22 protein-coding genes, 1 tRNA gene and 2 pseudogenes are annotated in these 21,483 nt (G+C 47.7%); 19 read left to right on the forward strand and 6 right to left on the reverse strand.

Features of this window, described 5'->3' with window-relative positions; genetic code table 11:
• The 3 genes and pseudogenes from Q0174_RS02145 to Q0174_RS02155 all read right to left on the reverse strand — a co-directional run.
• A pseudogene (locus tag Q0174_RS02145) lies at nucleotides 1–199 on the reverse strand (ComEC/Rec2 family competence protein); the annotation flags it as partial.
• A gap of 125 nt (nucleotides 200–324) precedes the next feature.
• The gene (gene glnA, locus Q0174_RS02150; protein ID WP_297881244.1) at nucleotides 325–1,752 is read right to left on the reverse strand and encodes a type I glutamate--ammonia ligase; all 1,428 of its coding nucleotides are present in this window, start codon (nucleotides 1,750–1,752) and stop codon (nucleotides 325–327) included.
• A 232-nt stretch (nucleotides 1,753–1,984) separates the two neighbouring features.
• The gene (locus Q0174_RS02155; protein ID WP_297987700.1) at nucleotides 1,985–2,773 is read right to left on the reverse strand and encodes a histidinol-phosphatase; all 789 of its coding nucleotides are present in this window, start codon (nucleotides 2,771–2,773) and stop codon (nucleotides 1,985–1,987) included.
• A 71-nt stretch (nucleotides 2,774–2,844) separates the two neighbouring features.
• Between Q0174_RS02155 and Q0174_RS02160 the strand changes: the two genes are divergently transcribed.
• The 18 genes and pseudogenes from Q0174_RS02160 (at nucleotide 2,845) to Q0174_RS02245 (ending at nucleotide 18,744) form a co-directional block, all read left to right on the forward strand.
• Nucleotides 2,845–4,107 (forward strand): peptidase U32 family protein, encoded by a 1,263-nt coding sequence (locus Q0174_RS02160; RefSeq protein WP_298041394.1) that lies wholly within the window; start codon nucleotides 2,845–2,847, stop codon nucleotides 4,105–4,107.
• Nucleotides 4,104–4,604: a 5-(carboxyamino)imidazole ribonucleotide mutase gene (gene purE, locus Q0174_RS02165; RefSeq protein WP_298041396.1), complete on the forward strand. Its 501-nt coding sequence runs from the start codon at nucleotides 4,104–4,106 to the stop codon at nucleotides 4,602–4,604. Before Q0174_RS02160 ends, purE begins: the two co-directional genes overlap by 4 nt.
• Before the next feature lie 3 nt (nucleotides 4,605–4,607).
• Nucleotides 4,608–5,108 carry a GyrI-like domain-containing protein gene (locus Q0174_RS02170; RefSeq protein WP_298041398.1) on the forward strand — a complete coding sequence of 167 codons (501 nt, stop codon included), beginning with the start codon at nucleotides 4,608–4,610 and terminating at the stop codon, nucleotides 5,106–5,108.
• Nucleotides 5,109–5,110: 2 nt separating this feature from the next.
• Nucleotides 5,111–5,947, forward strand: a pseudogene (gene glyQ, locus Q0174_RS02175) (glycine--tRNA ligase subunit alpha); the annotation flags it as partial.
• Between the two features lie 218 nt (nucleotides 5,948–6,165).
• A complete protein-coding gene (locus Q0174_RS02180) occupies nucleotides 6,166–6,888 on the forward strand; it encodes a Nif3-like dinuclear metal center hexameric protein (protein WP_298041400.1) in 723 nt (240 codons plus the stop codon).
• Nucleotides 6,889–6,897: 9 nt separating this feature from the next.
• Entirely contained in the window at nucleotides 6,898–7,605 is a 708-nt protein-coding gene (locus Q0174_RS02185; RefSeq protein WP_298041401.1) for a zinc ribbon domain-containing protein, read from the forward strand.
• On the forward strand, nucleotides 7,602–8,990 hold the full coding sequence (locus tag Q0174_RS02190) for a 3-deoxy-D-manno-octulosonic acid transferase (RefSeq protein ID WP_298041403.1): 1,389 nt from the start codon (nucleotides 7,602–7,604) through the stop codon (nucleotides 8,988–8,990). Before Q0174_RS02185 ends, Q0174_RS02190 begins: the two co-directional genes overlap by 4 nt.
• Nucleotides 8,990–9,739 carry an RluA family pseudouridine synthase gene (locus Q0174_RS02195; RefSeq protein ID WP_298041405.1) on the forward strand — a complete coding sequence of 250 codons (750 nt, stop codon included), beginning with the start codon at nucleotides 8,990–8,992 and terminating at the stop codon, nucleotides 9,737–9,739. Before Q0174_RS02190 ends, Q0174_RS02195 begins: the two co-directional genes overlap by 1 nt.
• Before the next feature lie 66 nt (nucleotides 9,740–9,805).
• Complete coding sequence (gene ffh, locus Q0174_RS02200; RefSeq protein ID WP_298041406.1) at nucleotides 9,806–11,146, forward strand: signal recognition particle protein; 1,341 nt, start codon at nucleotides 9,806–9,808, stop codon at nucleotides 11,144–11,146.
• Between the two features lie 78 nt (nucleotides 11,147–11,224).
• Nucleotides 11,225–11,455: a 30S ribosomal protein S16 gene (gene rpsP, locus Q0174_RS02205; protein WP_297901685.1), complete on the forward strand. Its 231-nt coding sequence runs from the start codon at nucleotides 11,225–11,227 to the stop codon at nucleotides 11,453–11,455.
• Nucleotide 11,456: 1 nt separating this feature from the next.
• On the forward strand, nucleotides 11,457–11,699 hold the full coding sequence (locus Q0174_RS02210) for a KH domain-containing protein (RefSeq protein ID WP_005873158.1): 243 nt from the start codon (nucleotides 11,457–11,459) through the stop codon (nucleotides 11,697–11,699).
• Complete coding sequence (gene rimM / locus Q0174_RS02215; protein WP_298041407.1) at nucleotides 11,692–12,222, forward strand: ribosome maturation factor RimM; 531 nt, start codon at nucleotides 11,692–11,694, stop codon at nucleotides 12,220–12,222. The genes Q0174_RS02210 and rimM overlap by 8 nt, the downstream gene beginning before the upstream one ends.
• Nucleotides 12,219–12,920: a tRNA (guanosine(37)-N1)-methyltransferase TrmD gene (trmD, locus tag Q0174_RS02220; RefSeq protein WP_298041409.1), complete on the forward strand. Its 702-nt coding sequence runs from the start codon at nucleotides 12,219–12,221 to the stop codon at nucleotides 12,918–12,920. Before rimM ends, trmD begins: the two co-directional genes overlap by 4 nt.
• The gene (rplS, locus tag Q0174_RS02225) at nucleotides 12,917–13,273 is read left to right on the forward strand and encodes a 50S ribosomal protein L19 (RefSeq protein ID WP_298041411.1); all 357 of its coding nucleotides are present in this window, start codon (nucleotides 12,917–12,919) and stop codon (nucleotides 13,271–13,273) included. The genes trmD and rplS overlap by 4 nt, the downstream gene beginning before the upstream one ends.
• A 296-nt stretch (nucleotides 13,274–13,569) precedes the next feature.
• A complete protein-coding gene (locus tag Q0174_RS02230; RefSeq protein ID WP_298041412.1) occupies nucleotides 13,570–16,524 on the forward strand; it encodes an acyl-CoA dehydratase activase in 2,955 nt (984 codons plus the stop codon).
• A complete protein-coding gene (locus Q0174_RS02235) occupies nucleotides 16,524–17,741 on the forward strand; it encodes a 2-hydroxyacyl-CoA dehydratase (protein ID WP_297963831.1) in 1,218 nt (405 codons plus the stop codon). The genes Q0174_RS02230 and Q0174_RS02235 overlap by 1 nt, the downstream gene beginning before the upstream one ends.
• A complete protein-coding gene (locus Q0174_RS02240; RefSeq protein WP_298041414.1) occupies nucleotides 17,719–17,841 on the forward strand; it encodes a hypothetical protein in 123 nt (40 codons plus the stop codon). The genes Q0174_RS02235 and Q0174_RS02240 overlap by 23 nt, the downstream gene beginning before the upstream one ends.
• Nucleotides 17,842–18,114: 273 nt before the next feature.
• Nucleotides 18,115–18,744: a hypothetical protein gene (locus Q0174_RS02245; protein ID WP_298041415.1), complete on the forward strand. Its 630-nt coding sequence runs from the start codon at nucleotides 18,115–18,117 to the stop codon at nucleotides 18,742–18,744.
• A 51-nt stretch (nucleotides 18,745–18,795) separates the two neighbouring features.
• Here Q0174_RS02245 and Q0174_RS02250 read toward each other — a convergent pair.
• The 3 genes from Q0174_RS02250 to Q0174_RS02260 form a co-directional block, all read right to left on the reverse strand.
• Nucleotides 18,796–18,886: transfer RNA gene (locus Q0174_RS02250), tRNA-Ser, on the reverse strand.
• A 629-nt stretch (nucleotides 18,887–19,515) separates the two neighbouring features.
• On the reverse strand, nucleotides 19,516–19,932 hold the full coding sequence (locus tag Q0174_RS02255) for a polymer-forming cytoskeletal protein (protein ID WP_005873147.1): 417 nt from the start codon (nucleotides 19,930–19,932) through the stop codon (nucleotides 19,516–19,518).
• Complete coding sequence (locus Q0174_RS02260; protein ID WP_366112458.1) at nucleotides 19,884–20,804, reverse strand: M23 family metallopeptidase; 921 nt, start codon at nucleotides 20,802–20,804, stop codon at nucleotides 19,884–19,886. Before Q0174_RS02260 ends, Q0174_RS02255 begins: the two co-directional genes overlap by 49 nt.
• A 165-nt stretch (nucleotides 20,805–20,969) precedes the next feature.
• Here Q0174_RS02260 and Q0174_RS02265 point away from each other — a divergent pair, with 165 nt between their 5' ends.
• Nucleotides 20,970–21,413 (forward strand): Dps family protein, encoded by a 444-nt coding sequence (locus tag Q0174_RS02265; protein WP_297902213.1) that lies wholly within the window; start codon nucleotides 20,970–20,972, stop codon nucleotides 21,411–21,413.
• Nucleotides 21,414–21,483 lie beyond the last annotated feature (70 nt).

Genomic DNA, 21,483 nt, shown 5'->3' on the forward strand with positions numbered 1-21,483 from the left:
TTAGCACCGTGTAGGTGCGGCCGCGCTCGTTCGTTTTGGCGTAGGCGTTTAAAATTTGCGCGTCGTAAAAAGCGTAGTTTTTCGCGCGGAATTCTTTGAATTCATAAAATTTAAGACCTAAGTTTAGCGATAAAATTCCAAGCAAAATGAGCAGAAAGTATAAAATTTCGCGTTTAGAGTAAAAGAGTTGAAGCTTCACGGGCGGTATCTAAGTTCGCGCGACGGAATTTTAAAAGCTCGCGCGCGGCGAAATTTTAAAATTCCAAGGCTCTATGCCGCACCGTCTCGTAAAAATCGGGCGGCGCGGCATAAAATAAGCCCGTCTTAGCACGAATAATTCGTCGCAAACTCAAACGGCGTAGGGCGCGCCTCGTAAGGCCAAACCTGAGTTTCAAATTTAAAATGCTGATAGGTCTCGATAAAAAGCTCGCTCATTATCGGGCGCAGATACTCGTTATCGCGGATCACTGCCTCTAGACTGCCGCGAAGCGTGTGCGGAAGCTGCTCTATGCCGCGCTCGCGGATTTCGTCAAGGTGCAGCTTGAATAAATTTTCATCCATCGGCCCCACCGGCTCGGTTTTGTTTTTGATACCGTCGATTCCAGCCATCAGCATCGCCGCGAACGCCAAATACGGGCACGCCGTGCTATCAGGAAAGCGCATTTCCGCGCGCACCGAGTGCTCGCCGCTGCCGTAAGGGATGCGGATCGAAGCGGAGCGGTTTTGGCTAGAATAAGTTAGAATGGATGGCGCCTCAAAGCCCGGGATTAGGCGCTTATAGCTGTTGGTACTAGGATTCGTAAACGCCGCGACGCTGCGCGCATGCTTTAGCACGCCGCCGATATACCACCTCGCCGCGTCGCTTAAATTTGCATAGTTGCCCTTTTTGTAAAAGGTGTTTTTGCCCTTTTTCCAGATTGATTGGTGTACATGCATTCCGCTGCCGTTATCGCCGTAGAGCGGCTTTGGCATAAAGGTCGCGGTCTTGCCGTTTAGGTGCGCGACCATCTTTACGACGTATTTGTATTTTTGCACGTTGTCGGCGGCCTCGACGAGAGTGCCGTATTTGACGCCGATCTCGCCTTGTCCTTGCGCTACTTCGTGGTGGCAGATGAAGGTCTCAAGCCCGATCTGTTCTAGCACTTTTAGCATCTCGGCGCGCAGATCGACCATCGAATCGACGGGCTGGACGGGAAAGTAGCCGCCCTTTACGCCCGGGCGGTGGCCGCTATTAAAGCCGTCTTTGTAGTTTTTGCCGCTGTTCCAATGCCCCTCTTCGGTATCTACCTTAAACATCGCGCAGTTCATATCGTCGATGATCTTTACATCGTCGAAAACGAAAAATTCATTCTCCGGCCCGAAATAGCAGGTATCTCCAAGACCCGTGGTTTGTAGAAACTGCTCGGCTTTTTTAGCGATCGAGCGCGGGCATTTTTCGTAAAGCTCGTTTTTGTAGATATCGTAAACGTCGCAGATGACGATGATCGTAACGTCCGCGGTGAACGGATCCAAAAATGCCGTTTGCACGTCGGGCTTTAGCATCATATCGGATTTATCGATTGGCTGCCATGCCGCTACCGAGCTTGCGTCAAATGGAATTCCGTCGGCGAAGTCCTTCGGCAGGCGCTTGTAGTTGTAAGCGACGTGGTGCCAGGTACCCTTTAGATCGGTAAATCTAAAATCCACGAACTCGACCTCGTTTTCATCGCAAAATTTAAAAAATTCCTTCACGTCATTAACAAATTTTCCCATATTTTTTCCTTTTTTCCGCCCGTATTTGGGCTAAATTTAATGGCGGATTTTAACATTATTTAGTTGAAATTCGACTTTATCTGCGCCGTTTTGCGCGCCGCGATTTTTAAAATTTTGCGCCATCGAAGTTTTTGAAATTTGAAATTTTCACGCCGCCGAAGCTTTTGAAATTTTAAAATTTCTCGCCGTCCGTGCCTTTTAAAATTTAGCAGAGAGCGGCTGCCGTTAAAATTTACGCCAGCTTTACGAACTGCCGTTCGCGGTTTTTGAAAACGGCGATCCGCTCGTAGCCGAACTCGCGCGCTTTGGCATAAATTTTATCGTAATTTAGCGCTACTTGGGCAACCGAGTGCGCATCCGAGCCAAGCGTGATCGGCACGTCTGCATCCGCAAGCACCTCTAAAAGCGCGTCGCTCGGATAAATTTCATTTGCGGGCTTGCGAAGCCCCGCGGAGTTTAGCTCCACGACGATGCCGCTTTTTTTGATCGCATTTATCGCGCCGCCTGCTAAAACTCTGATATCTTTTTTTGGAGTAAATTTAAAAATTTTAATCAGATCCATATGCCCTAAAATGTCAAATTTGCCGCTTTTGCACAGCGCGCAGATCAGCGCAAAGTATTCGCGATAAACGTCGTCTATTTCGCGCCCGCTCCACTGATCTAAAAATTCCTCGTTATCAAAGCCCCAGTTGTTTAAAAAATGCACCGAACCGATGAGATAATCTACCTCGCGCGCGAAAATCCGCTCATCCATTAGCTCTTTTTTCGTCATAAAATCGACCTCGTATCCCAGCCGCACGTCGATCCGCCCGCTAAACTCATCTCGCAGATCCCTAATCATCCGCTCGTAAAGCTCCATCTGCTCGAAACTCATTCGGTATTTTTGATCGAAGTTCATCGGCGCGTGATCCGCAAAGCCGAAAATTTCTATGCCTCGTGCGATCGCCGCTTCCAAATACTGCCGCGGCTCGCCGTTAGCGTGGTTGCAAAGATAGGTGTGGTTGTGTAGATCGGCTCGCATCAACTGCTCCTTAAATAAAATTTTGGCTAAATTGTAGTAAAATCGCGCTTAAAAAATCACTAGGAATGTATTTGAAAAAACCCGAACTCTTAGCTCCTGCTGGGAATTTAACGAAACTAAAAATCGCCCTGGCTTACGGCGCGGACGCCGTGTATGCAAGCACGGGCTCATTTTCGCTGCGCCAGCGAAGCGCGAAGGAATTTAGTAAGGAAAGCTTTGCAAAAGGCGTCGCGTACGCGCACGAACGCGGCAAGAAGCTTTATGCGACCGTAAACGGCTTTGCGACCAACGGCCAGCTTGAAAACATCAAAAGGCATTTGGAATTTCTTCGCGATCTGCGCGTGGATGGAGTTTTAATCGCCACTTTGGGCGTCGCGAGCCTCGCGCGAGCCGTAGCTCCAGAAATCCCGATTCACGTCTCTACCCAAGCTAACGTGCTAAATTATCTCGACGCGCAGGTTTGGGCGGAGCTGGGCGCCGTTCGCATCGTCGCGGCGCGGGAGATGACGCTCAAAGACGCCGTGCAGATCAAAGAAAAAATTCCAAACCTGCAGATCGAAATTTTCGTGCACGGCTCGATGTGTTTCGCATACAGCGGGCGCTGTCTTGTTAGCGCGGTGCAAAGCGGACGCTTCAGCAACCGCGGAAGCTGCGCGAACGACTGTAGATTTAACTACGAGCTTTACGCGAAAAATCCCGAAACCAGCGCGCTTTTCCGCTTGCAAGAGCGCGAAGGGGAGGGCACTTTCGTAATGAACGCGAAGGATCTTAGCCTCATTTCGCACGTGCAAAAGATCATGCAAACGGGCGCGATCGACAGCTTCAAAATCGAAGGGCGCACTAAGAGCGAATACTACGTCGCGTGCGCTACAAATGCCTACCGCGCGGCGATCGACGATGCCGCGGGCGATAAATTTGAGGCCGGCGTTTACGAGCGCGAGATCGCGACGCTTAAAAACCGCGGCTTTAGCGACGGATATTTGATAAAGCGCCCGTACGAGCGAGAGGATACGCAAAATTTAGACCGCAGCATCGAGCTTGGCACGCATCAGGTCTGCGCGATCTCGCAGGACGGCGAGTTTATAAGCGTCAAAGATAAAATTTTGCCAGGCGTTTCGTATGAAATTTTTGCTCCGCGCGGCTTTAAAATTTGCGCTTGCGATAATGAAATCGGCGAAATTTACGAGCTTGACGGCAAGCCATATTTGAAATTTAAGAGGTTGCAAAGCCGCAGCGGTAAGGAATTTAGCGAGATTCACAGCGGCAATCTAAATGAGATTAAGCTGCCTGCGAAGCTCGCGGAGTTTTGCTTTTTAAGAAAGGAGATGGAATGAAATTTGTTTCTATAATAATGGGCTCAAAGAGCGATTACGAGGTCGTTTACGAGGCGGCTAAAATTTTAAACGAATTCGGCGCACCGTACGAGATGATCGTATCTTCGGCACACCGAAGCCCCGCCCGCACGGCTAAATACGTCACGGACGCCGAGAAAAAGGGTGCGCAGGTTTTTATCTGTGCGGCGGGCATGGCGGCGCATCTTGCTGGAGCGGTCGCTGCGAATACGACCAAGCCGGTGCTGGGCGTCCCGCTCGGCGGCAGCGCGCTTGGCGGCGTAGATGCGCTGTATTCGACCGTGCAGATGCCTGCGGGCATCCCCGTCGCGACGCTTGCGATCGGCAAGGCGGGCGCAAAAAACGCGGCGTATCTGGCGGTACAAATTTTAGCTCTAAGCGACGAGGTGCTAAGCTCAAAGCTAAAGGCGGATCGCGCCGCAAAAGCGGAGGCGCTAAAAAAGGACTCCGAGCAGATCGAAGTGCTGCTTGAGGGCTAAACTTTGAAAATTTTAAAATTGCGCGAAGGCTTTGAAATTTGCGGCTTAAAGGCTCGCACGAATAACGGAGATGAGATGAGCGGGCGAGGGGTGATCGCAAATTTGTGGGGCGAGTTTTTAAAATTTAACGCTAGTAGAAGCAGCGCCGAGAAAAACGAAATTTATGCTGCGTATTACGACTATGAAAACGGCGCGCAGGGCGAATACTCCGTGCTAATAGGTACTTGCTCGAAAGAACAGCACCATAAAGAAAGCCACGACGAAGCTTGCAAATCCGCGAAGCAGTGCTGCAAAAATGAGCGCGATGAAACCTGCGAAAAATTACATATCGAAGCGGGCGATTACGCGGTTTTTGATTTTGCGAACGAGCCTACGAGAACTGGCGAATGCTCGGCTGAAATTTGGAAATTTTTTGAAAGTTCGAAGCTTCAAAGAGCCTTTAAAATAGACTTTGAAAAGCACTCGGAAGATAAAATTGAAATTTACATATCGATAAAAGGATAAAAATGACGTTTTCACAGATTATTTTGACGCTTCAAAACTACTGGCACGAGCAGGGCTGCTTGCTCGTTCAGCCATACGATATGCCCGCGGGCGCAGGCACCTATCATCAGGCTACATTTTTACGTAGCTTAGGAAGCAAACCTTGGCGCGCGGCATACGTAGCACCCTCGCGTCGCCCCACAGACGGGCGCTACGGCGAAAACCCAAACCGCCTCGGCGCGTATTATCAGTTTCAGGTGATCTTAAAACCGAGCCCGGATAATATCCAAGAGCTCTATCTAAAAAGTTTGGAAAAGCTCGGGCTAGATCTTAAAAGCCACGATATCCGCTTCGTAGAAGACAACTGGGAGAGCCCGACGCTAGGAGCCTGGGGGCTTGGCTGGGAGGTTTGGCTAGACGGCATGGAGGTGACGCAGTTTACCTATTTTCAGCAGGTAGGCGGTATCACGTGCGAGCTAATTAGCGGCGAGATCACCTACGGACTTGAGCGCTTGGCGATGTATCTGCAAAACAAAGACGACGTTTACGACATCGTCTGGGACGACAAGGCGGGGCTCGTAACCTACGGCGATGTGCATAAAAGGGGCGAGTTTGAGTTTAGCAAATACAACTTCGAGCTCGCGGACACCGCAATGCTTTTTAATCAGTTTGAAAATTGTTTCGGCGAGTGCAAAAGCATCCTAAAGCATGGCCTGGCGCTTCCTGCGTATGATTACTGCATGCTTGCGGCACACACGTTCAACGTCCTTGACGCGCGCGGAGCAATCTCGGTCACGCAGAGGCAGGATTATATTTTAAAGATCCGCGATCTTGCCAAAAACTGCGCGCTTTGCTATGCAGATCCGCAAAAATATGTCGCCGAGCTGGACGCCGCAACGTGCAGTGATAAAAAAAGCGGTAAAGACGGCGGCGCGGCAAATGAGAGGGGAAAGAGCGAGAAATGCGGCGTTAAAGAGGGTGTCTCGGCGCCCGCAAACTCGGCAGGCACAAATTTAAAAAACGCCCACGGCAAGCAAAACACCGCAGACAAAGCGGATGAAAGCGCAAAGTAGGATTTATGAAAACGGGCGAAATTTATGAAATTTTAAACGCCGCCGCGCCTTTTTGCGACGCGGAGGCGTGGGATAATAGCGGGCTAATGCTCGGAAGCTTGGATGATGAAATTTCAAAAATCTATCTAAGCCTCGACGTTACTAGCGAGCTGGTGCGCGAGGCTGAGGCGGGCTCGCTTTTCGTGGTGCACCACCCGCTGATTTTCAGCCCGCTAAAATCGCTCGATCCGCGGCTATATCCTGCAAATTTGATCTATGAGATGATCCGCAAAAACATCTCTCTCATCGCGATGCATACGAATTTTGACAAGCACGTTTTAAACGGATTCGTAGCGCGCGAAATTTTAAAATTTGAAATTACGGATGAGCGGGAATTTTTGGTTTTCATGCGCGCGGATTTGAGCTTTGAGCAGCTGTGCGCACAGATAAAGCGCAAGCTTGGCATCGAGCATCTGCGCGCCGTGAAGACGAAAAATTTCATCCAAAATATCGCGCTTTGCACCGGCAGCGGAAGCGAACTAAATCAAAGCTTAGGCGTGGATTGCTTCATTACGGGCGACATAAAATATCACGCGGCGCTTCAAAATTTAGAAAACGGCGTGAGTTTGATCGACATAAATCATTTTGAAAGTGAGCGCTATTTTGGGCGCGCGCTCGCACCTTTCTTGCAAAAAAGCGAAATTGAAGTTATAATAAGCGAGCAAAAAAATCCATTTACGTATTATTAAAGGAAAAAGATGAACAAATATTTAAGCCAATTGGTGCAGCTTTGCGAATTCGATAAGCAGCTGGACGGATTTAAGCCTAAAATCGAGGCCGCGCAGGAGAAGCTGAGTAAAAAAAGCACTGAAATAAACGGCGCAAAAGAACAGATCGAAACTCTAAATGCGGAGATCGCCGAGCTAAAATCTCAAATTTTACAAGCAAACGCGCAGCTTAGCGCATTTTCGTCCAAGCTAAAAAGCACGGGCAAAAAAAGCGGCGCGGCAAAAACCGAAAAGGAGATCAAGGCTCTTAGTGTCGAAGAGGACATCGCAAAAGAGCAGCTCGAAGCCACAAACGAGGAGATCGAAAGACTAGAAAAAATCGTAGCCACAAAGGAAGCGCTCGTAAAAGAGCAGAGCGAAAAGCAAGAGGCGTTTGAAGCCGAGCTAAAAAGCCTGCAGGAGCAGGTAAGCGCCGAGATGGGCGAGGTCGAAGTCGCTCGCGGCGCGATCTACGCCAAGCGCGATAAACTAATGCAGGCGATGAACCCAAAAACCGTCTCATTCTATGAAAAGATCCGCAAATGGGCGGGCAACACGGCGGTCTCGCCGGTGCGCAAACAGGCCTGCTACGGCTGCTTTATGCGCATAAGCGACAAGACCTATTCCGCGGTCATCAAAAGCGACGACATCGTAACCTGCCCGTATTGCGGCAGAATTTTATATAAAGAAGCCGAGTGATCTACACCGCCTTGGCGTTTTTGGCGTGGCTTGTAGCTGCGCCTTTTATTTTTATCCTAAGCTTTAAAAAAAAATACCGCACGAGCCTGAAAGCGCGATTTTTTCTATACAAAAACCCTAAATTTAGCCCCGCTGCGGTGCACTTTCACGCTTGCAGCCTGGGCGAGGTAAACGCTCTTGCGCCGCTAATTTCTAAATTTGAGAGCGTCGCGCTTAGCACGACCACGCAGACGGGCTTCGGTGCGGCGCGTGCGCTCACACCTAACTCTCGCTACCTGCCGTTTGAAAACTGGCTTCCATTTTGGCTTACGGGCAGCCGCGTGTTGGTGATTTTCGAAGCGGAACTATGGCTAAATTTGATCCGTGCCGCTAAATCGCGCGGAAGCTACGTGATCCTGCTAAACGCGCGCATTAGCGACCGCTCGTACGCGAGCTATCTGCGCTTTAAGTTTTATTATCGCAAAGTGTTTGAAAATATCGATCTGGTGCTTGCGCAGAGCGAGCTTGATGCGGCGCGGCTGCGGGAGCTCGGCGCAAAAAATATAAAGGTCGCGGGCAACGTGAAAAGCGCGAATATCGCCGTTGCGACGAAGGACTATTCCGCCGCGTCCGCAAATAGCTTCGTGCTTACGATCTCAAACACTCACGAGGGCGAAGAGGGGCTCATTTTATCGAATTTAAATGATTTTATAAAATTTCACGGCTCGCAAAATGTGCCCGAAAAATACCAGCGCGCAGCGAGTACCCGCGACGATAGAAGCTTGCCTGGGGCTGAGCTTCGCGACGAGCAGGGCTCGCTTGAAGCGGTAAATTTAAACGCAACTTCTTTGGACGCGGCGAGCTTAAGCGACGCTTCGTCCGCCGTGCCGAATACGACGCCTTTAAACGGTGCGTCTTTAAATTATGTCGCACGGAACGCGGCAGCTTCAATAACTACGCCGCAAAAGCTAAAAATCATCCTGGCGCCGAGACATCCTGAGCGCTTCGAAAAGGTATGTGAAATTTGCAAGGCTTGGGCGCATGAGCATGGGCTTAGCTTTGAGCGATTTAGCGACGGCGCTGGACTTCGGAGCGATTTTATCTTGCTTGATGCCTTCGGCGAGCTAGCGAACTTTTATAAAATTTCAAACGTCGTGATCTTGGGCGGCAGCTTTTTGCGCAATATCGGCGGACATAGCCCGATCGAGGCGGCGAGCTTCGGCGTGCCGATCATCAGTGGGCGATTTTTTCATAATCAAAAGGCGCTGTACGCGCTCGTACAAAACATCGCTCTGTGCGAGGCGAACGAAATTTCAAGCGCTTTAAAAGAGCCGCTAAAGGGCACGCGGATAGATAAAATTTGCGATCTGCAAGAGATAGAAAATTTAATCAAGGAAAGAATTTAATGCAAGAAAAAGCCTATAAGCTGCTGGCGGCGCAGGAAAATATCTCGCACAACGAAGCCAAGGCCCTCATCGACGCGGGGCTTGTGAGCGCGCGCGGCGCAAAGATCGCTCTAGCGCGCGAGATGCTCGGCGAAAATACTAAATTTAGCGTGATGAAGCCCGCAAAACCCGCGATCATTTACGAGGATGAGAACGTTTTGGCGATCAATAAGCCGCCCTTTATGAGCAGCGAAAATTTAGAAAAAATCTATAAATTCGGGCTTCTAAACCGCCTGGATAAGGAGACTAGCGGCGTCGTGCTGCTATATAAGAACGAGGAATTTCGCGAAGCGGCGATTGCGGAATTTAAAAATTTGCGCGTGAAAAAAAGCTACATCGCGATCGTGAAGGGGATCGTGAGCGAAGAGATGAAATTTGATGAGCCGATTTTGACGATAAAAACCAGAAGCGGCGCGTTTTCTAAAATTTCGCCAAACGGCAAGAGCGCATTTAGCGAGGTTTATCCGCTGATGGTAAGCGGCAAAAAATCGCTCGTGAAGGTGCGGATTGAGACGGGCAGGACGCATCAGATCCGCGTGCATCTGGCAAACGCGGGATTCGGCGTAATAGGCGATGAAAAATACGCTAAAAGTCGCTCGAAGCGGATGTTTCTGCACTCGTACGAGACCGAAATTTTAGGGTTAAAATTTAAAGCTCCGCTAGGTAAAAGCTTCAACGAATTCGGCTTTGAAATTCCTAAAGAGCTCTGATATTCAATGGCTTTTAAGTTAATTTTAGGTAACATCGCAAGTTTAAAAATTTTATAAGGGATCAAAGTGTTTGAGATCATAAGCGAGTCGTTTAAAAACGCGGTCAATAAATTAAAAACAATCGATGACGAAAAAGCTTTAAAAAACGCCTTGGAGACGCTAAAAAAGGCGCTTTTAAAGGCCGACGTGCACCACAAAGTCGTAAAGGATTTTTTGGCGCTTGTCGAAGCCGATCTTCGTATCGGTACGATAGGACAGAAGCCGTTTTTGCAGTCCATCAAGACAAATTTGACTAAAATTTTAACGGCGCCTAGAGGCAGCAGCCAGGGATTTGTATTCGCTAGCACGCCTCCTACGGTAGCTTTGATGACGGGACTTCAAGGAAGCGGAAAATCTACAAGCACGATAAAACTTGCAAACTATCTGAAACTTCGTAAAAAAAAGGTCTTGGTTGCAGCGTGCGACTTACAGCGCCTAGCCGCAGTCGAGCAGCTCCGTCAGCTGTGCGAGGCGAATGAGATCGAGCTGTTTTTCATCGAGGGCGAGAGCGATCCGTTAAGGGTTGCGGAAAAAGCGCTAAGTAAGGCTAAAAGCGGGCTTTATGACGTACTGCTCGTAGATACGGCGGGACGTCTTGCGATCGATGAGGCGCTGATGGCACAGCTTGCGGAGATGAAAAAAACTCTGAATCCGCACGAAATTTTTTACGTAGCGGACGCTATGAGCGGTCAAGACGGCATTAAAACGGCCGCTAAATTTGATGAAATTTTAGGCCTTACGGGCGTGATCTTAAGCAAATTTGACGCCGATACCAAAGGCGGCGTAGCTCTTGGTATAGCGCAGCAGCTGGGCATCCCGCTTCGCTTTATCGGAACCGGCGAAAAGGTGGCCGACCTGGAGGGCTTTATACCCGATAGAATCACCGGCCGTATTATGGGCGAGGGCGATTTAGCGACGTTAGCCGAGAAAACAAGCGCCGTTTTTGACGAAAGAGAAGCCAAGGCTCTAAACAAAAAGATCAAAAAGGGCGAATTTAATTTCAACGATTTCGTAAATCAGCTCGAAAGCGTGAAAAAGCTCGGCAATATGAAAAATTTAATCGGCATGATCCCGGGGCTTTCCGGCATGGCGAATAAGATAAAAGATATCGATTTGGAAAACTCCAAAGAGATACTTCATATCAAAGCGATGATCAGCTCTATGACGCCGAAAGAGCGCGAAAACCCCGATCTGCTAAATAATTCGCGCAAGCGCAGACTTGCTGCTGGTGCAGGGCTTTCGCAGGTGGAGGTGAACCGCTTTTTAAAGCAGTTTGCGGGCGCTTCGAAGCTTGCGAAGAAATTTTCGGGCAAGGGCGGCATGCAGGGGCTTGCCTCAATCGCTCAAAGGCAAAATTTACCGAGATAATTTCTCGGTAGAGTTTGCAGATGTTTAAGTTTTAGCCATCTGCAAGTTCTAAAACTTACAAAAATTTAAGGAGAAAAAATGGCAACAGTTGTTAGGCTTACAAGAATCGGAAGAAAGAAGCAGCCTTTTTATCGCATCGTGGTAACGGATAGTAGGAAAAGACGCGACGGCGGCTTCATCGAGACGATCGGCTTTTATAACCCGCTAAAAGAGAGCGATAATATCAAATTCGACGCGGAGCGTTTGGCATACTGGAAGAGCGTAGGCGCGAAGTTAAGCGATAGGGTCGCTCAAATCACAAGCAAATAAAATGGTAGAAAATTTTATAAAAGAATACGCAAAGTTGATCGCCGACTACCCGCAGTCCGTTTCTACGCAAAAGCGGGTCGGTGAGAACTTTACCGAGATCATCGTCTATGCCGACAAGGCCGATACCGGCAAACTCATCGGCAAGGACGGCAAAATGATAAACGCCATAAAGACCGTCATCATCGGCTACAAAGCAAAAGATCCGATCAATTATAAAATTACCGTCAAAGCCAAAGATGCCTGATGATCTTTTAGAGGTCGCAAAGCTCGGTCGGACTATCGGTCTAAAGGGCGCGGTTAAAATTTTCGATCGCAGCGATTTCCCCTCTCAGTTTAAAAAAGGTGCCAAATTTTATCTGCGAAACGGCGAAATTTTAGAAATTCTATCCTTTAGCGGCGCAAATTCTAGCGCTATTTTTAAAAATTACGAAAGCGTAGAAGCGGCGGCAAATTTAACCAACCAAATCCTTTACCGAAGCAAAGAGGACACGCGGAAATTTTGCAAATTGCAAAAGGGCGAGTTCTTTTACTTCGATATTATCGGGCTTGAAATTTATGAAGACGGCGCGATTTTGGGGCGCGTAAGGGACATATCGCAGATCGGAAGCGGCTATCTTTTTGAGGTAGAAACGGATGAAAGCTTAATCTCGCAGGCTTTGCCGAAAGAATTTTTCATCCCCTACGTGGATGCCTATGTGAAAGAAATTTCGCTTAGCGAGCGTAAAATTTTTACGCAAAACGCCCGCGCGATTTTGGAAAACTCATGAATTTTATCTTCGTTTCGCTGTTTGAAAATCTTATCGCGCCGTATTTTGAGGACTCGATTTTAAAGCGCGCGGTCGATAAGAAAATAATCTCGACGCATTTTTTTAACCCGCGAAATTTCACGACAAATCGGTATAAAAAGGTAGATGATTATATGATCGGCGGCGGCGCGGGGCTTTTGATCGGCACGGAGCCGCTTGCCGGAACGATCGAACGCGTAAGAGCTAAATTTAAAAACGCCAAGTTTATCTACCTCTCGCCCGCCGGTAAGAAATTTAACCAAAACGACGCCAAGCGCCTAAGCGGCGAAGAGAGCCTATGCTTTATCTGCGGGCGCTACGAGGGGATCGATGAGCGCATAGTCGAGAGATATGTAGATGAAATTTTTTGCATCGGCGATTTTGTCCTTACCGGCGGCGAGCTCGGCGCGCTTTGTATGTGCGATGCGATAAGCCGCAACATAAAAGGCGTTTTGGGCAATGAAGGCTCGCTCGTCGAAGAAAGCTTTGAAGGAGGAATTTTAGAGGCGCCCGCATTTACAAAGCCCGATGTTTTTGAAAATTTACCTATAGTTTCAGAGTTTTTAAAGGGTAATCACGCTAAAATGCGCAGCTTAAAAAATCAAATGGCGCTATGCAAAACTAGGTTCTTCCGCCCGGATATGTACCGAAAAATCGCCAGAAATAAAGGAAATTTATGAAAAACAAATATATCCAAGCGTTTGAGGACGCTCAGATCACAAGCAAAAGTGTGCCGGACTTTCGTGCAGGAGATACTTTGCGCGTAGCCATCAGGATTAAAGAGGGCGATAAGAGCAGAATTCAAAATTTTGAAGGTACCTGCATTGCGCGCCGCGGAAACGGCGTCAGCGAGACTTTTATCATCCGCAAGATTGGCGCAAATAGCGTCGGTGTGGAGAGAATTTTCCCGATCTACAGCGAGAGTATCGAAAGCATCGAGGTTCTAAGAAAAGGACGCGTTCGCCGCGCGAAGCTATTTTACCTACGCGACAGACGCGGTAAGGCGGCTAAAATCAAAGAGCTTCGAAAATAATCCTTTAAATTTACGCTTCTCAATTCAAAAAGGAAGCTCTTTTTATAATGCGCGAGATTTTAAAAGATTTCGCGCAAAATCTACTCGCATTAAATCTAAAATTTTACAACTTTTCCATTAAAATTTTTAATTCTAAACTGCCTAAAAATCGTCTTTTTCTATAGAAAAAGATAAAATATATCCTGATTTTATTTGCGTTTAAAAATATTACTATAAAATGCAAATTTTAATTTAGAAGGCTCGCGCTAAATTCGAGAATTCGGCCGAGTAAAAATTTATTCAGTAAAGAGCGAGATGTGATTTTTTTAGGCATTGACGTAGGATCAACCACTGTTAAAACGGTAGTTTTAAACGAAAAATATGAAATTTTAAGCAAGAGCTACGAGCGGCATTTGGCAAAGCCCAAGGAGCTGGTGCTGGATAAAATTTTGCAAATTCAAAAAAGCTACGCAGGCGAGCAATTCAGCGTCGCCATAGCGGGTTCGGCGGGCATGGGCATCGCCAAAAATTGTAAAATTCCGTTCGTCCAAGAGGTTTTTGCTACCTCGCTCGGCGTCAAGCGGATGTTTCCGAAGACCGACGTCGTCATTGAGCTCGGCGGAGAGGACGCTAAAATTTTATTTCTCACGGGCGGACTTGAGGAGCGTATGAACGGCTCATGCGCGGGCGGCACCGGCGCATTTATCGACCAGATGACCAATCTTTTGCATCTGGATATCACGGAGCTTGACCGCCTAAGCTTTGCGGCGAATAAAATTTACCCAATCGCCTCACGCTGCGGCGTATTCGCCAAAAGCGACATTCAGCCGCTCTTAAATCAGGGCGTACGTAAGGAGGATATCAGCGCCAGTATCTACGCCGCGGTCGTCGAGCAGACGATCTCGGGGCTTGCGCAAGGTCGCGAGGTTAAGGGCAATATCCTATTCTTGGGCGGTCCGTTGTTTTTCCTAAAAGGCCTTCAGGCGCGCTTTAAAGAGGTGCTAAAGCTTACCGACGAAACCGCGACCTTCCCGGACATCGCGCCTTATTTCGTGGCCTACGGCAGCGCGCTGTATGCAAAAGATACGGGCGAGATGTTAAATTTAGATGAGACGATCGCGCTTTTAAAAAAGGAGCCCGACAGAACCGCGCTGGAAGCCGAGCCGCCGCTTTTCAAAGACAGAGCGGAATTTGACGAGTTCATCGCCCGCCATGCCCGCGCGAGCGTGCCTAAAGTGGATATCCACACCTACAGCGGAGACGCGTATTTGGGCGTGGATTGCGGCAGTACCACGATCAAAGTCGTGTTGATGGGTGCAAACTACGAGCTATTGTATAAATTTTATTCCTCCAATAAAGGCGATCCCGTCGATATCCTGCTGCCGCGTCTTAAGGAGCTATACGATCTTTGCGAAGGTCGCATTAAAATCAAAGGTAGCGGCGTTACCGGCTACGGCGAGGATCTCATTAAAACCGCCTTTCGCTTCGATTACGGTATCGTCGAGACGATCGCGCATTATAGCGCCGCACGCCACTTCAATCCAAAGGTCGATTTCATCATAGACATTGGCGGTCAGGACATCAAGTGCTTCTCCATTAAAGACAGCAATATTGATTCTATTGTGTTAAACGAGGCGTGCAGCTCGGGCTGCGGCTCGTTTTTGCAAACCTTTTCAAATTCTTTGGGCTACGACATTAAAGATTTTGCAAACCTAGCCCTTTTTGCAACCCATCCCGCTAAGCTTGGTAGCCGCTGCACGGTCTTCATGAACTCTTCGGTTAAGCAAGCTCAAAAAGACGGCGCTACGATCGAGGATATCAGCGCTGGACTTGCTATTAGCGTCATCAAAAATGCGATCTATAAGGTCATCCGCGTGCGAAACGCCGACGATTTGGGTCAAAACATCGTAGTGCAGGGCGGGACATTTTTAAACAATGCCGTGCTGCGTGCCTTCGAAAAAGAGCTCGACAAGGACGTGATCCGTCTAGATATCAGCGAGCTTATGGGCGCATACGGCGCAGCGCTTTTTGCCAAAAATAATGCAAACGAGCGCACCGATATGATCAGTCGTGCAGAGCTTGAAAATTTCACTCATCGCAGCGAATTTAGCGTCTGCAAGCTCTGTACGAACAAATGCCCGCTTACGATCAGCTACTTCGGCGATACTAAATTTGTCTCGGGTAATAAATGCGAGCGCGGCGCGGGCAAGGAGATCCGCCACGATATCACGAATTTGTTTGAGTTTAAAAACGAGCTTTTGCGAAAATATCGTAAGCCGCCGAAGCAAGACGCACCGCGAGTCGGAATTCCGTTTGTTTTGAATATGTTTGAGATGATTCCGTTTTGGAGTGCGTTTTTTGAAAATTTAGGCATGAGCGTCGTGCTGTCGCAAAAGCCGCGAAAAGAGACGCTGTTTTTAGCAAGCCAAAGCATCCCGAGCGATACCGTCTGCTACCCGGCTAAAAGCGTGCACGGCCACATCTACGATCTGCTAAATAAGAGCGTCGATTTTATTTTCTATCCGTGTATGAGCTACAGCCTGGATGAAAATATCAGCGAGAACTGCTACAACTGCCCCGTAGTCGCATACTATCCCGAACTGATACGCGCGAACGTAGGTGCGCTGGAGGAGAAAAAATTTCTCTATCCGCACGTGGATCTTAATATGCAAGATTCGTTTTGCAAAACGATGCAGGCTGAGCTTGCGGACGCCGGGTATAAATTTCATTCTGACGCCGTGAAAAACGCCGTCTTGCAAGGCCTTAAGGAGCTGCAAAACTATAAAAATACCGTTTTAATAAAAGGCGAGGAGACCCTAAAAGAGATACAAAGTAGCGGTGCCAGCGCCATTGTGCTAGCGGGTCGCCCGTATCATATTGATAAGACGATCAACCACGGCATTGATCGCTATCTAAATTCCTTGGGCTTTATAGTGCTTAGCGAGGACGCGCTGCCGCTTAGCAGGGTGCAGACGAAAAGCCTTAATCAATGGACCTACCACGCCAGGCTTTATAGCGCGGCGCGGTTCATCTGTAAATACCCGCGCATGCAGCTGGTGCAGCTAGTTAGCTTCGGTTGCGGGATCGACGCGATCACGGGCGACGAGGTGCGCGACATACTGCGTCAAAACGGTAAAATTTACACTCAACTTAAAATCGACGAGGTTACGAACCTAGGTGCGGTCAAGATCCGCCTGCGTAGCCTAAAAGCGACTATGATAGAGCGCGAAAGGCAAGGCGCGCAACAAGAAGCAAGAAAGGATGCACGCTAATGTTTGCCAAATTTACAAAAGATATGAAAGCGACCCACACGATATTGATCCCCACGATGATCGATCCGCATTTTCGCTTTATGCAAGGCGTGCTGCGCGACGAGGGCTATAAGAGCGTCTTGCTCGGCGAAAATCGTCAAAATATCGTCGAGGAGGGGCTTCGCAGCGTGCATAACGACATGTGCTACCCCGCGCTGCTCGTCATCGGGCAGTTTATCGATGCGCTAAAAAGCGGCGAGTTTGATACGCACAAGGTGGCGCTTCTCATCAGCCAAACGGGCGGCGGCTGCAGAGCGAGCAACTACATAAATTTGCTTCGCAAAGCGCTTGAGGACAGCGGCTTTAGTTATGTCCCTGCGATCTCGTTAAATTTCGGCTCGCTAGATGAGAATGAATTTAGCCTCGGCAAAAAATCGCTTCTAAAGCTCTTCGCCGCGATATTTTACGGCGATTTGATGATGGGGTTGTATAATCAGTGCAAGCCCTACGAAAAGATCAAAAACCAAACGAATGAAATTTACGAACTCTGCGCCGAGCGGATCAAAAATTTGACCGATCAAAGATCGTTCTTCAATCTCAAAAAAAATTTCAAATTTATCCTCTCGCAGTTCGCTAAAATCGAGCGCGACGATAAGCCGCGAGTGAAAGTAGGCATCGTGGGCGAAATTTATCTCAAATACTCGCCCATCGGCAACAACGGCCTAAACGCCTACCTCATTCGCGAAAATGCCGAGCCCGTAAATACGGGGCTGATGGACTTCGTACTTACCTGCATCTACGATGCGGTCTACGACAAGCAGCTCTACGGCAAGGGCGGCGTGGCGTATTACGGCTCGCTTGCGGTCGCTAAGGTAGTGGAATTTTTCCAGCGCATGATGATTAAGCAGATGAAGCGTTTTGGCTTTCGCGCGCCGAGTCCATTTAGCGAGGTTCGTGCCGCCGCTGACGGCTACATCGGTCACGGCGTGAAGATGGGCGAGGGCTGGCTGCTGACGGCTGAGATGGTCGAGTTCATGCGCCACGGCATACAAAACGTCGTGTGCGCGCAGCCCTTCGGCTGCCTGCCAAACCACATCATCGCGCGCGGAATGATCCGAAAGATCAAACAAAACTACCCGCAAGCAAACATCGCCGCTATCGACTACGACCCGGGCGCAAGCGCGGTAAATCAAGAAAACCGTATAAAGCTGATGCTTGCTAACGCAAATCGAAAGTAGCGTGCCGCATATCAAAAATGGCTTTGGAATTTTAGATTCTAAAGCCTATCGTAAAATTTTAAAATTTAAAAGCAAGCTCGCGATGATGGTTAAATTTTGACGCACAAATGGCTCGCTTCCTTTCGCGAAATTTTCTCGAGATTTTAAAATTTTAAATCTCGATAGTGCTCTTGTGCTTCTTTTACCTCTTCCGCGCGTTCTGGCTTTAATTCTTGCGAAATTTCATCGGAATTTTATGGAAGTCCGCGTGAAATTCTACGCGTCGCCGCCATAAAATTCTATCACATAATTCCATTCCGCCGCGCCGTAAAATTCCACTTTCGTTAAGGCAAAATTTAATACAATCCGTCTTTAAATTTTACAAAGGAAGTTTATGAAATTTTGGATTTGCGGCGCGGTTTTGGCACTATGCTGTGGAGTTTTTAGCGGATGTGCGAGTAAGAATTTGCCAGGCTACATGCAGGGGCGCGAGCACATTGTCGCGATGAGTGCGGAATCCGGCGGGCAGCTGCGTATGAGCGGCGAGATTTACGATTATGTATTTGATGCGAATCTCAGCGCCGTGCGCGCCAAGGTCGCGAGTCTGGCGTCGCTAAATAAAAATGCGATAAGGCGCAACGTAAGCATGCTCACGATCGACAGATATAACGAGGGCAGCGATGCTGCGTATATTCAGCATGAAATCGAGCTTGTAAAATACGATCTGCCGCTATCCGTGCAGGCTAAGCTGATGGACGACCCAGAGCAGCTGGAGCCCGCGTATAGTTCTACGTTTCGCTACTCTTATCTGATCGAAGGCAAATATTTTAAGCGCCTAAAAGATCACGACGAGCTGCGCAGATCGCACCGCCTAAGCGTACCGATCGAATACCCCGCGCGTATAGCGGTCGATAGCGGGATCAAAAGCGAGCGCGATGCGAAAATGGATACCGACATGCAAGGGCTCATCGTGATGCCGCTAATGATGCCAGTGCTGCTTTTAGGCAGTATCCTAGGCGGCTGAAATCAGCTGAATCACGGAAGTGAAATTTTATTGATTTAAATTCTAAGGTAGTGGCGGACAGAGAGGGATTTGAACCCTCGAGCCCCGGTTAGAAGCTGCACCCTTAGCAGGGGTGTGGTTTCGGCCACTCACCCATCTGTCCACAAAAAGAAATCGCATTATACATAACTAATCTAATAATGGGCTTAAATTAGCTCAGCTCGCAGAATTTATCACCGCGCGGATATTTGAGCTGGCGGCACAAAGAGATATAATGAGTCAAAACACTCGGCGTAGATAATTTATACTTGCTTACATAGCTTCTGCGAAACTTAAAACTTACGCGAGCTTTTAAAGTATGTGCGAGCAGAAATTTTGCGTCCATGCGTTATTCTGCGGCAAAATTTTAAAATTTTAAATTCAGCCGGGCGCGAATTTTAAAATCCGGCTTACAAGCAAAATTTCAAAATCCCGTGTAAGCGCAAAATTTTAGGATTTAGGGTTTTACGATCTGCGTAATTCTTAAATTTTAAGCATATTTAAGCTTTAAAATTTCGAAAATTTCAAAGCTTAAAAATTTCAATAATTTTGGTTGTGAGGATTTTAAAATTTGGAATTTTTTAAAATTCCAAATTTTAAGATTGATGACACTCTAAGATCTCGCAAATATAAAAATCTTTAAAATTCTAAGAATTCCAAAGGTTAGAAATTTTAAAATTTTAATATCAATCAGATTCTAAAATCCCGTTAGCTAAAGCGTTTTAAATTCCAAGAATTCCAAACGTGCGCGATTTATTCGCCTAGAGCTTTGTCGATAAGCTTGACGTCTTCGCTTGCGCTGCCGTCGATGACTAGGGCTTGATCGCCGCCACTTACCGCACTTTTTCCGTTAAATTTCGCGCCCACTTCGATGCCGAAGCTTTGCGATAGCACGTCGCCTACGAGTACGCCGCCGCCTAGCAGCTCGACGAGCTCAGCTTCGATATTGCCGAAAAATTTGCCGCTGATTACGATATGCTTGGCCCTGATCGAGCCGCGCGCGGTACCATTTTTACCGATGACGACAGTATTATCGGAGATCACGTCGCCTTCGACATTGCCATCGATATGCAAAATGCACGACAGGTGCAGCTCTCCTTTGATGAGCGTGCCTGACGAGATTATTGTTGTTTGAGCGGTGTTTGCATCGCCTTTATTAAAGATTGCCATGGGACATCTTCCTCCTTAGTAAAAATTTCTTTGTAATTTTTTTCGTTCCAGTTGATGAAATTTAGCGGATCTAACGGCAGCTGCAAAAACCTAATCTCGTAGTGCAGATGAGGTCCGGTGCTAAGCCCGGTGTTGCCGCTAAAAGCGATAAGATCGCCTTTGTTTACAAACTCGCCTACTTTGCGAGTTAAATTTGAATCCAAATGCGCATATCGTGTCGTAAAGCCGTAGTTGTGGCGAATCTCGACTAGATTGCCATAGCCAGTAGCACCCGCGCCGCTGTATTGGATGATACCGTCTGCAGGCGCGTAGATAGGCGTTTTAGGCGGCGTACGTAGATCAACGCCCGGGTGAAACTGCTTGCGCTTTAAGATAGGATGGTTGCGCCAGCCGAATTTCTCGCTGAGCTGATAAGTGCGCATTACCCTGCCGTTTGGGATCTGCATAAAAATTTCTTTTATCAGCGCGTCGGAGAATTTTTCGTTGATGATCTTTTGCGCGCGCTCTTTGATCTCTTGTTCGGAAGTAGGTTTGATGTGAGATAGGCGGTCGATCGCGCGCTCATCCTCCTCAGGATCAAGCCCAAACTGATGCTCCAAATCCGAAATTTTACCCTCGATGGCTTCAAATTCCATCTGACTTGCCGCGATACCGTCGCGAAGTTTTTGATTTAGCTCGTTAAGCTCGGTTTTGGTTCGCGAAAGGCTATCGATTTTAGAGCCCAGATACCTGATATATAGCGCACCCGTGACGAAAACGGTAAAAACAAATAGCACCAAATATAACGCGATCTTTTTGATGATTTGCGAAAGCAAAAAATTCCTAGAGCCGTTAAGGTCGGTTATAGTTATCATAAATTTGTTTTTCATAATGCGGCATTATAATGCAGCATAGCTGAAATTTCAAAAAAATTGTAGATAAATTTAAAAGCCATTTAATTTCAAAATTTCACTAAAAGATAAAATTTATTACTTAGTATAATTATAATTTAAGAAAATCTTGCTATAATTACAGCAATTTTAAATAAAGGAGACACAATGTCAAAAACAGTAAAACAACTAAACAAACTTCAGGCGGACGCTCATGCGTTCTTTGTTGCATTCCACGATTATCACTGGAATGTTAAGGGCTTACAATTCGCGCAGGTTCACGCTTACACCGAGAAAGCATACGACGAGATGGGCGAGCTCTTTGATGATATGGCTGAGCGCGCGCTTCAAATAGGCGGTAAGGCTGTAACTAAAGCTAAGGACCTAATTGAGCTTTCAAAAGACGCTCCGATTAGCGTAAAAGACAGCTATAGCGTATCTGAGGTACTTGAGGATGTTAAAAAAGCCTACGAGTATTTGGTAAAAGAATTTAAAAAGCTTCAAGAGATTGCTGAGGAGGAGGGCGACGATACGACTTCAAATATCGCGCAGGATCACTATGGCGATTATGAAAAACGCCTATGGATGCTAAGCTCAATGCTAAGCAAATAATCCTCGCAAATCCTTTCAAAATTATTAGGGGCACATGCCCCTAAAATCTATTAAAGTTAATATTGAAATT

This window comes from uncultured Campylobacter sp., assembly GCF_937996225.1.
In the GTDB taxonomy this organism is placed as follows: Bacteria; Campylobacterota; Campylobacteria; order Campylobacterales; family Campylobacteraceae; genus Campylobacter_B.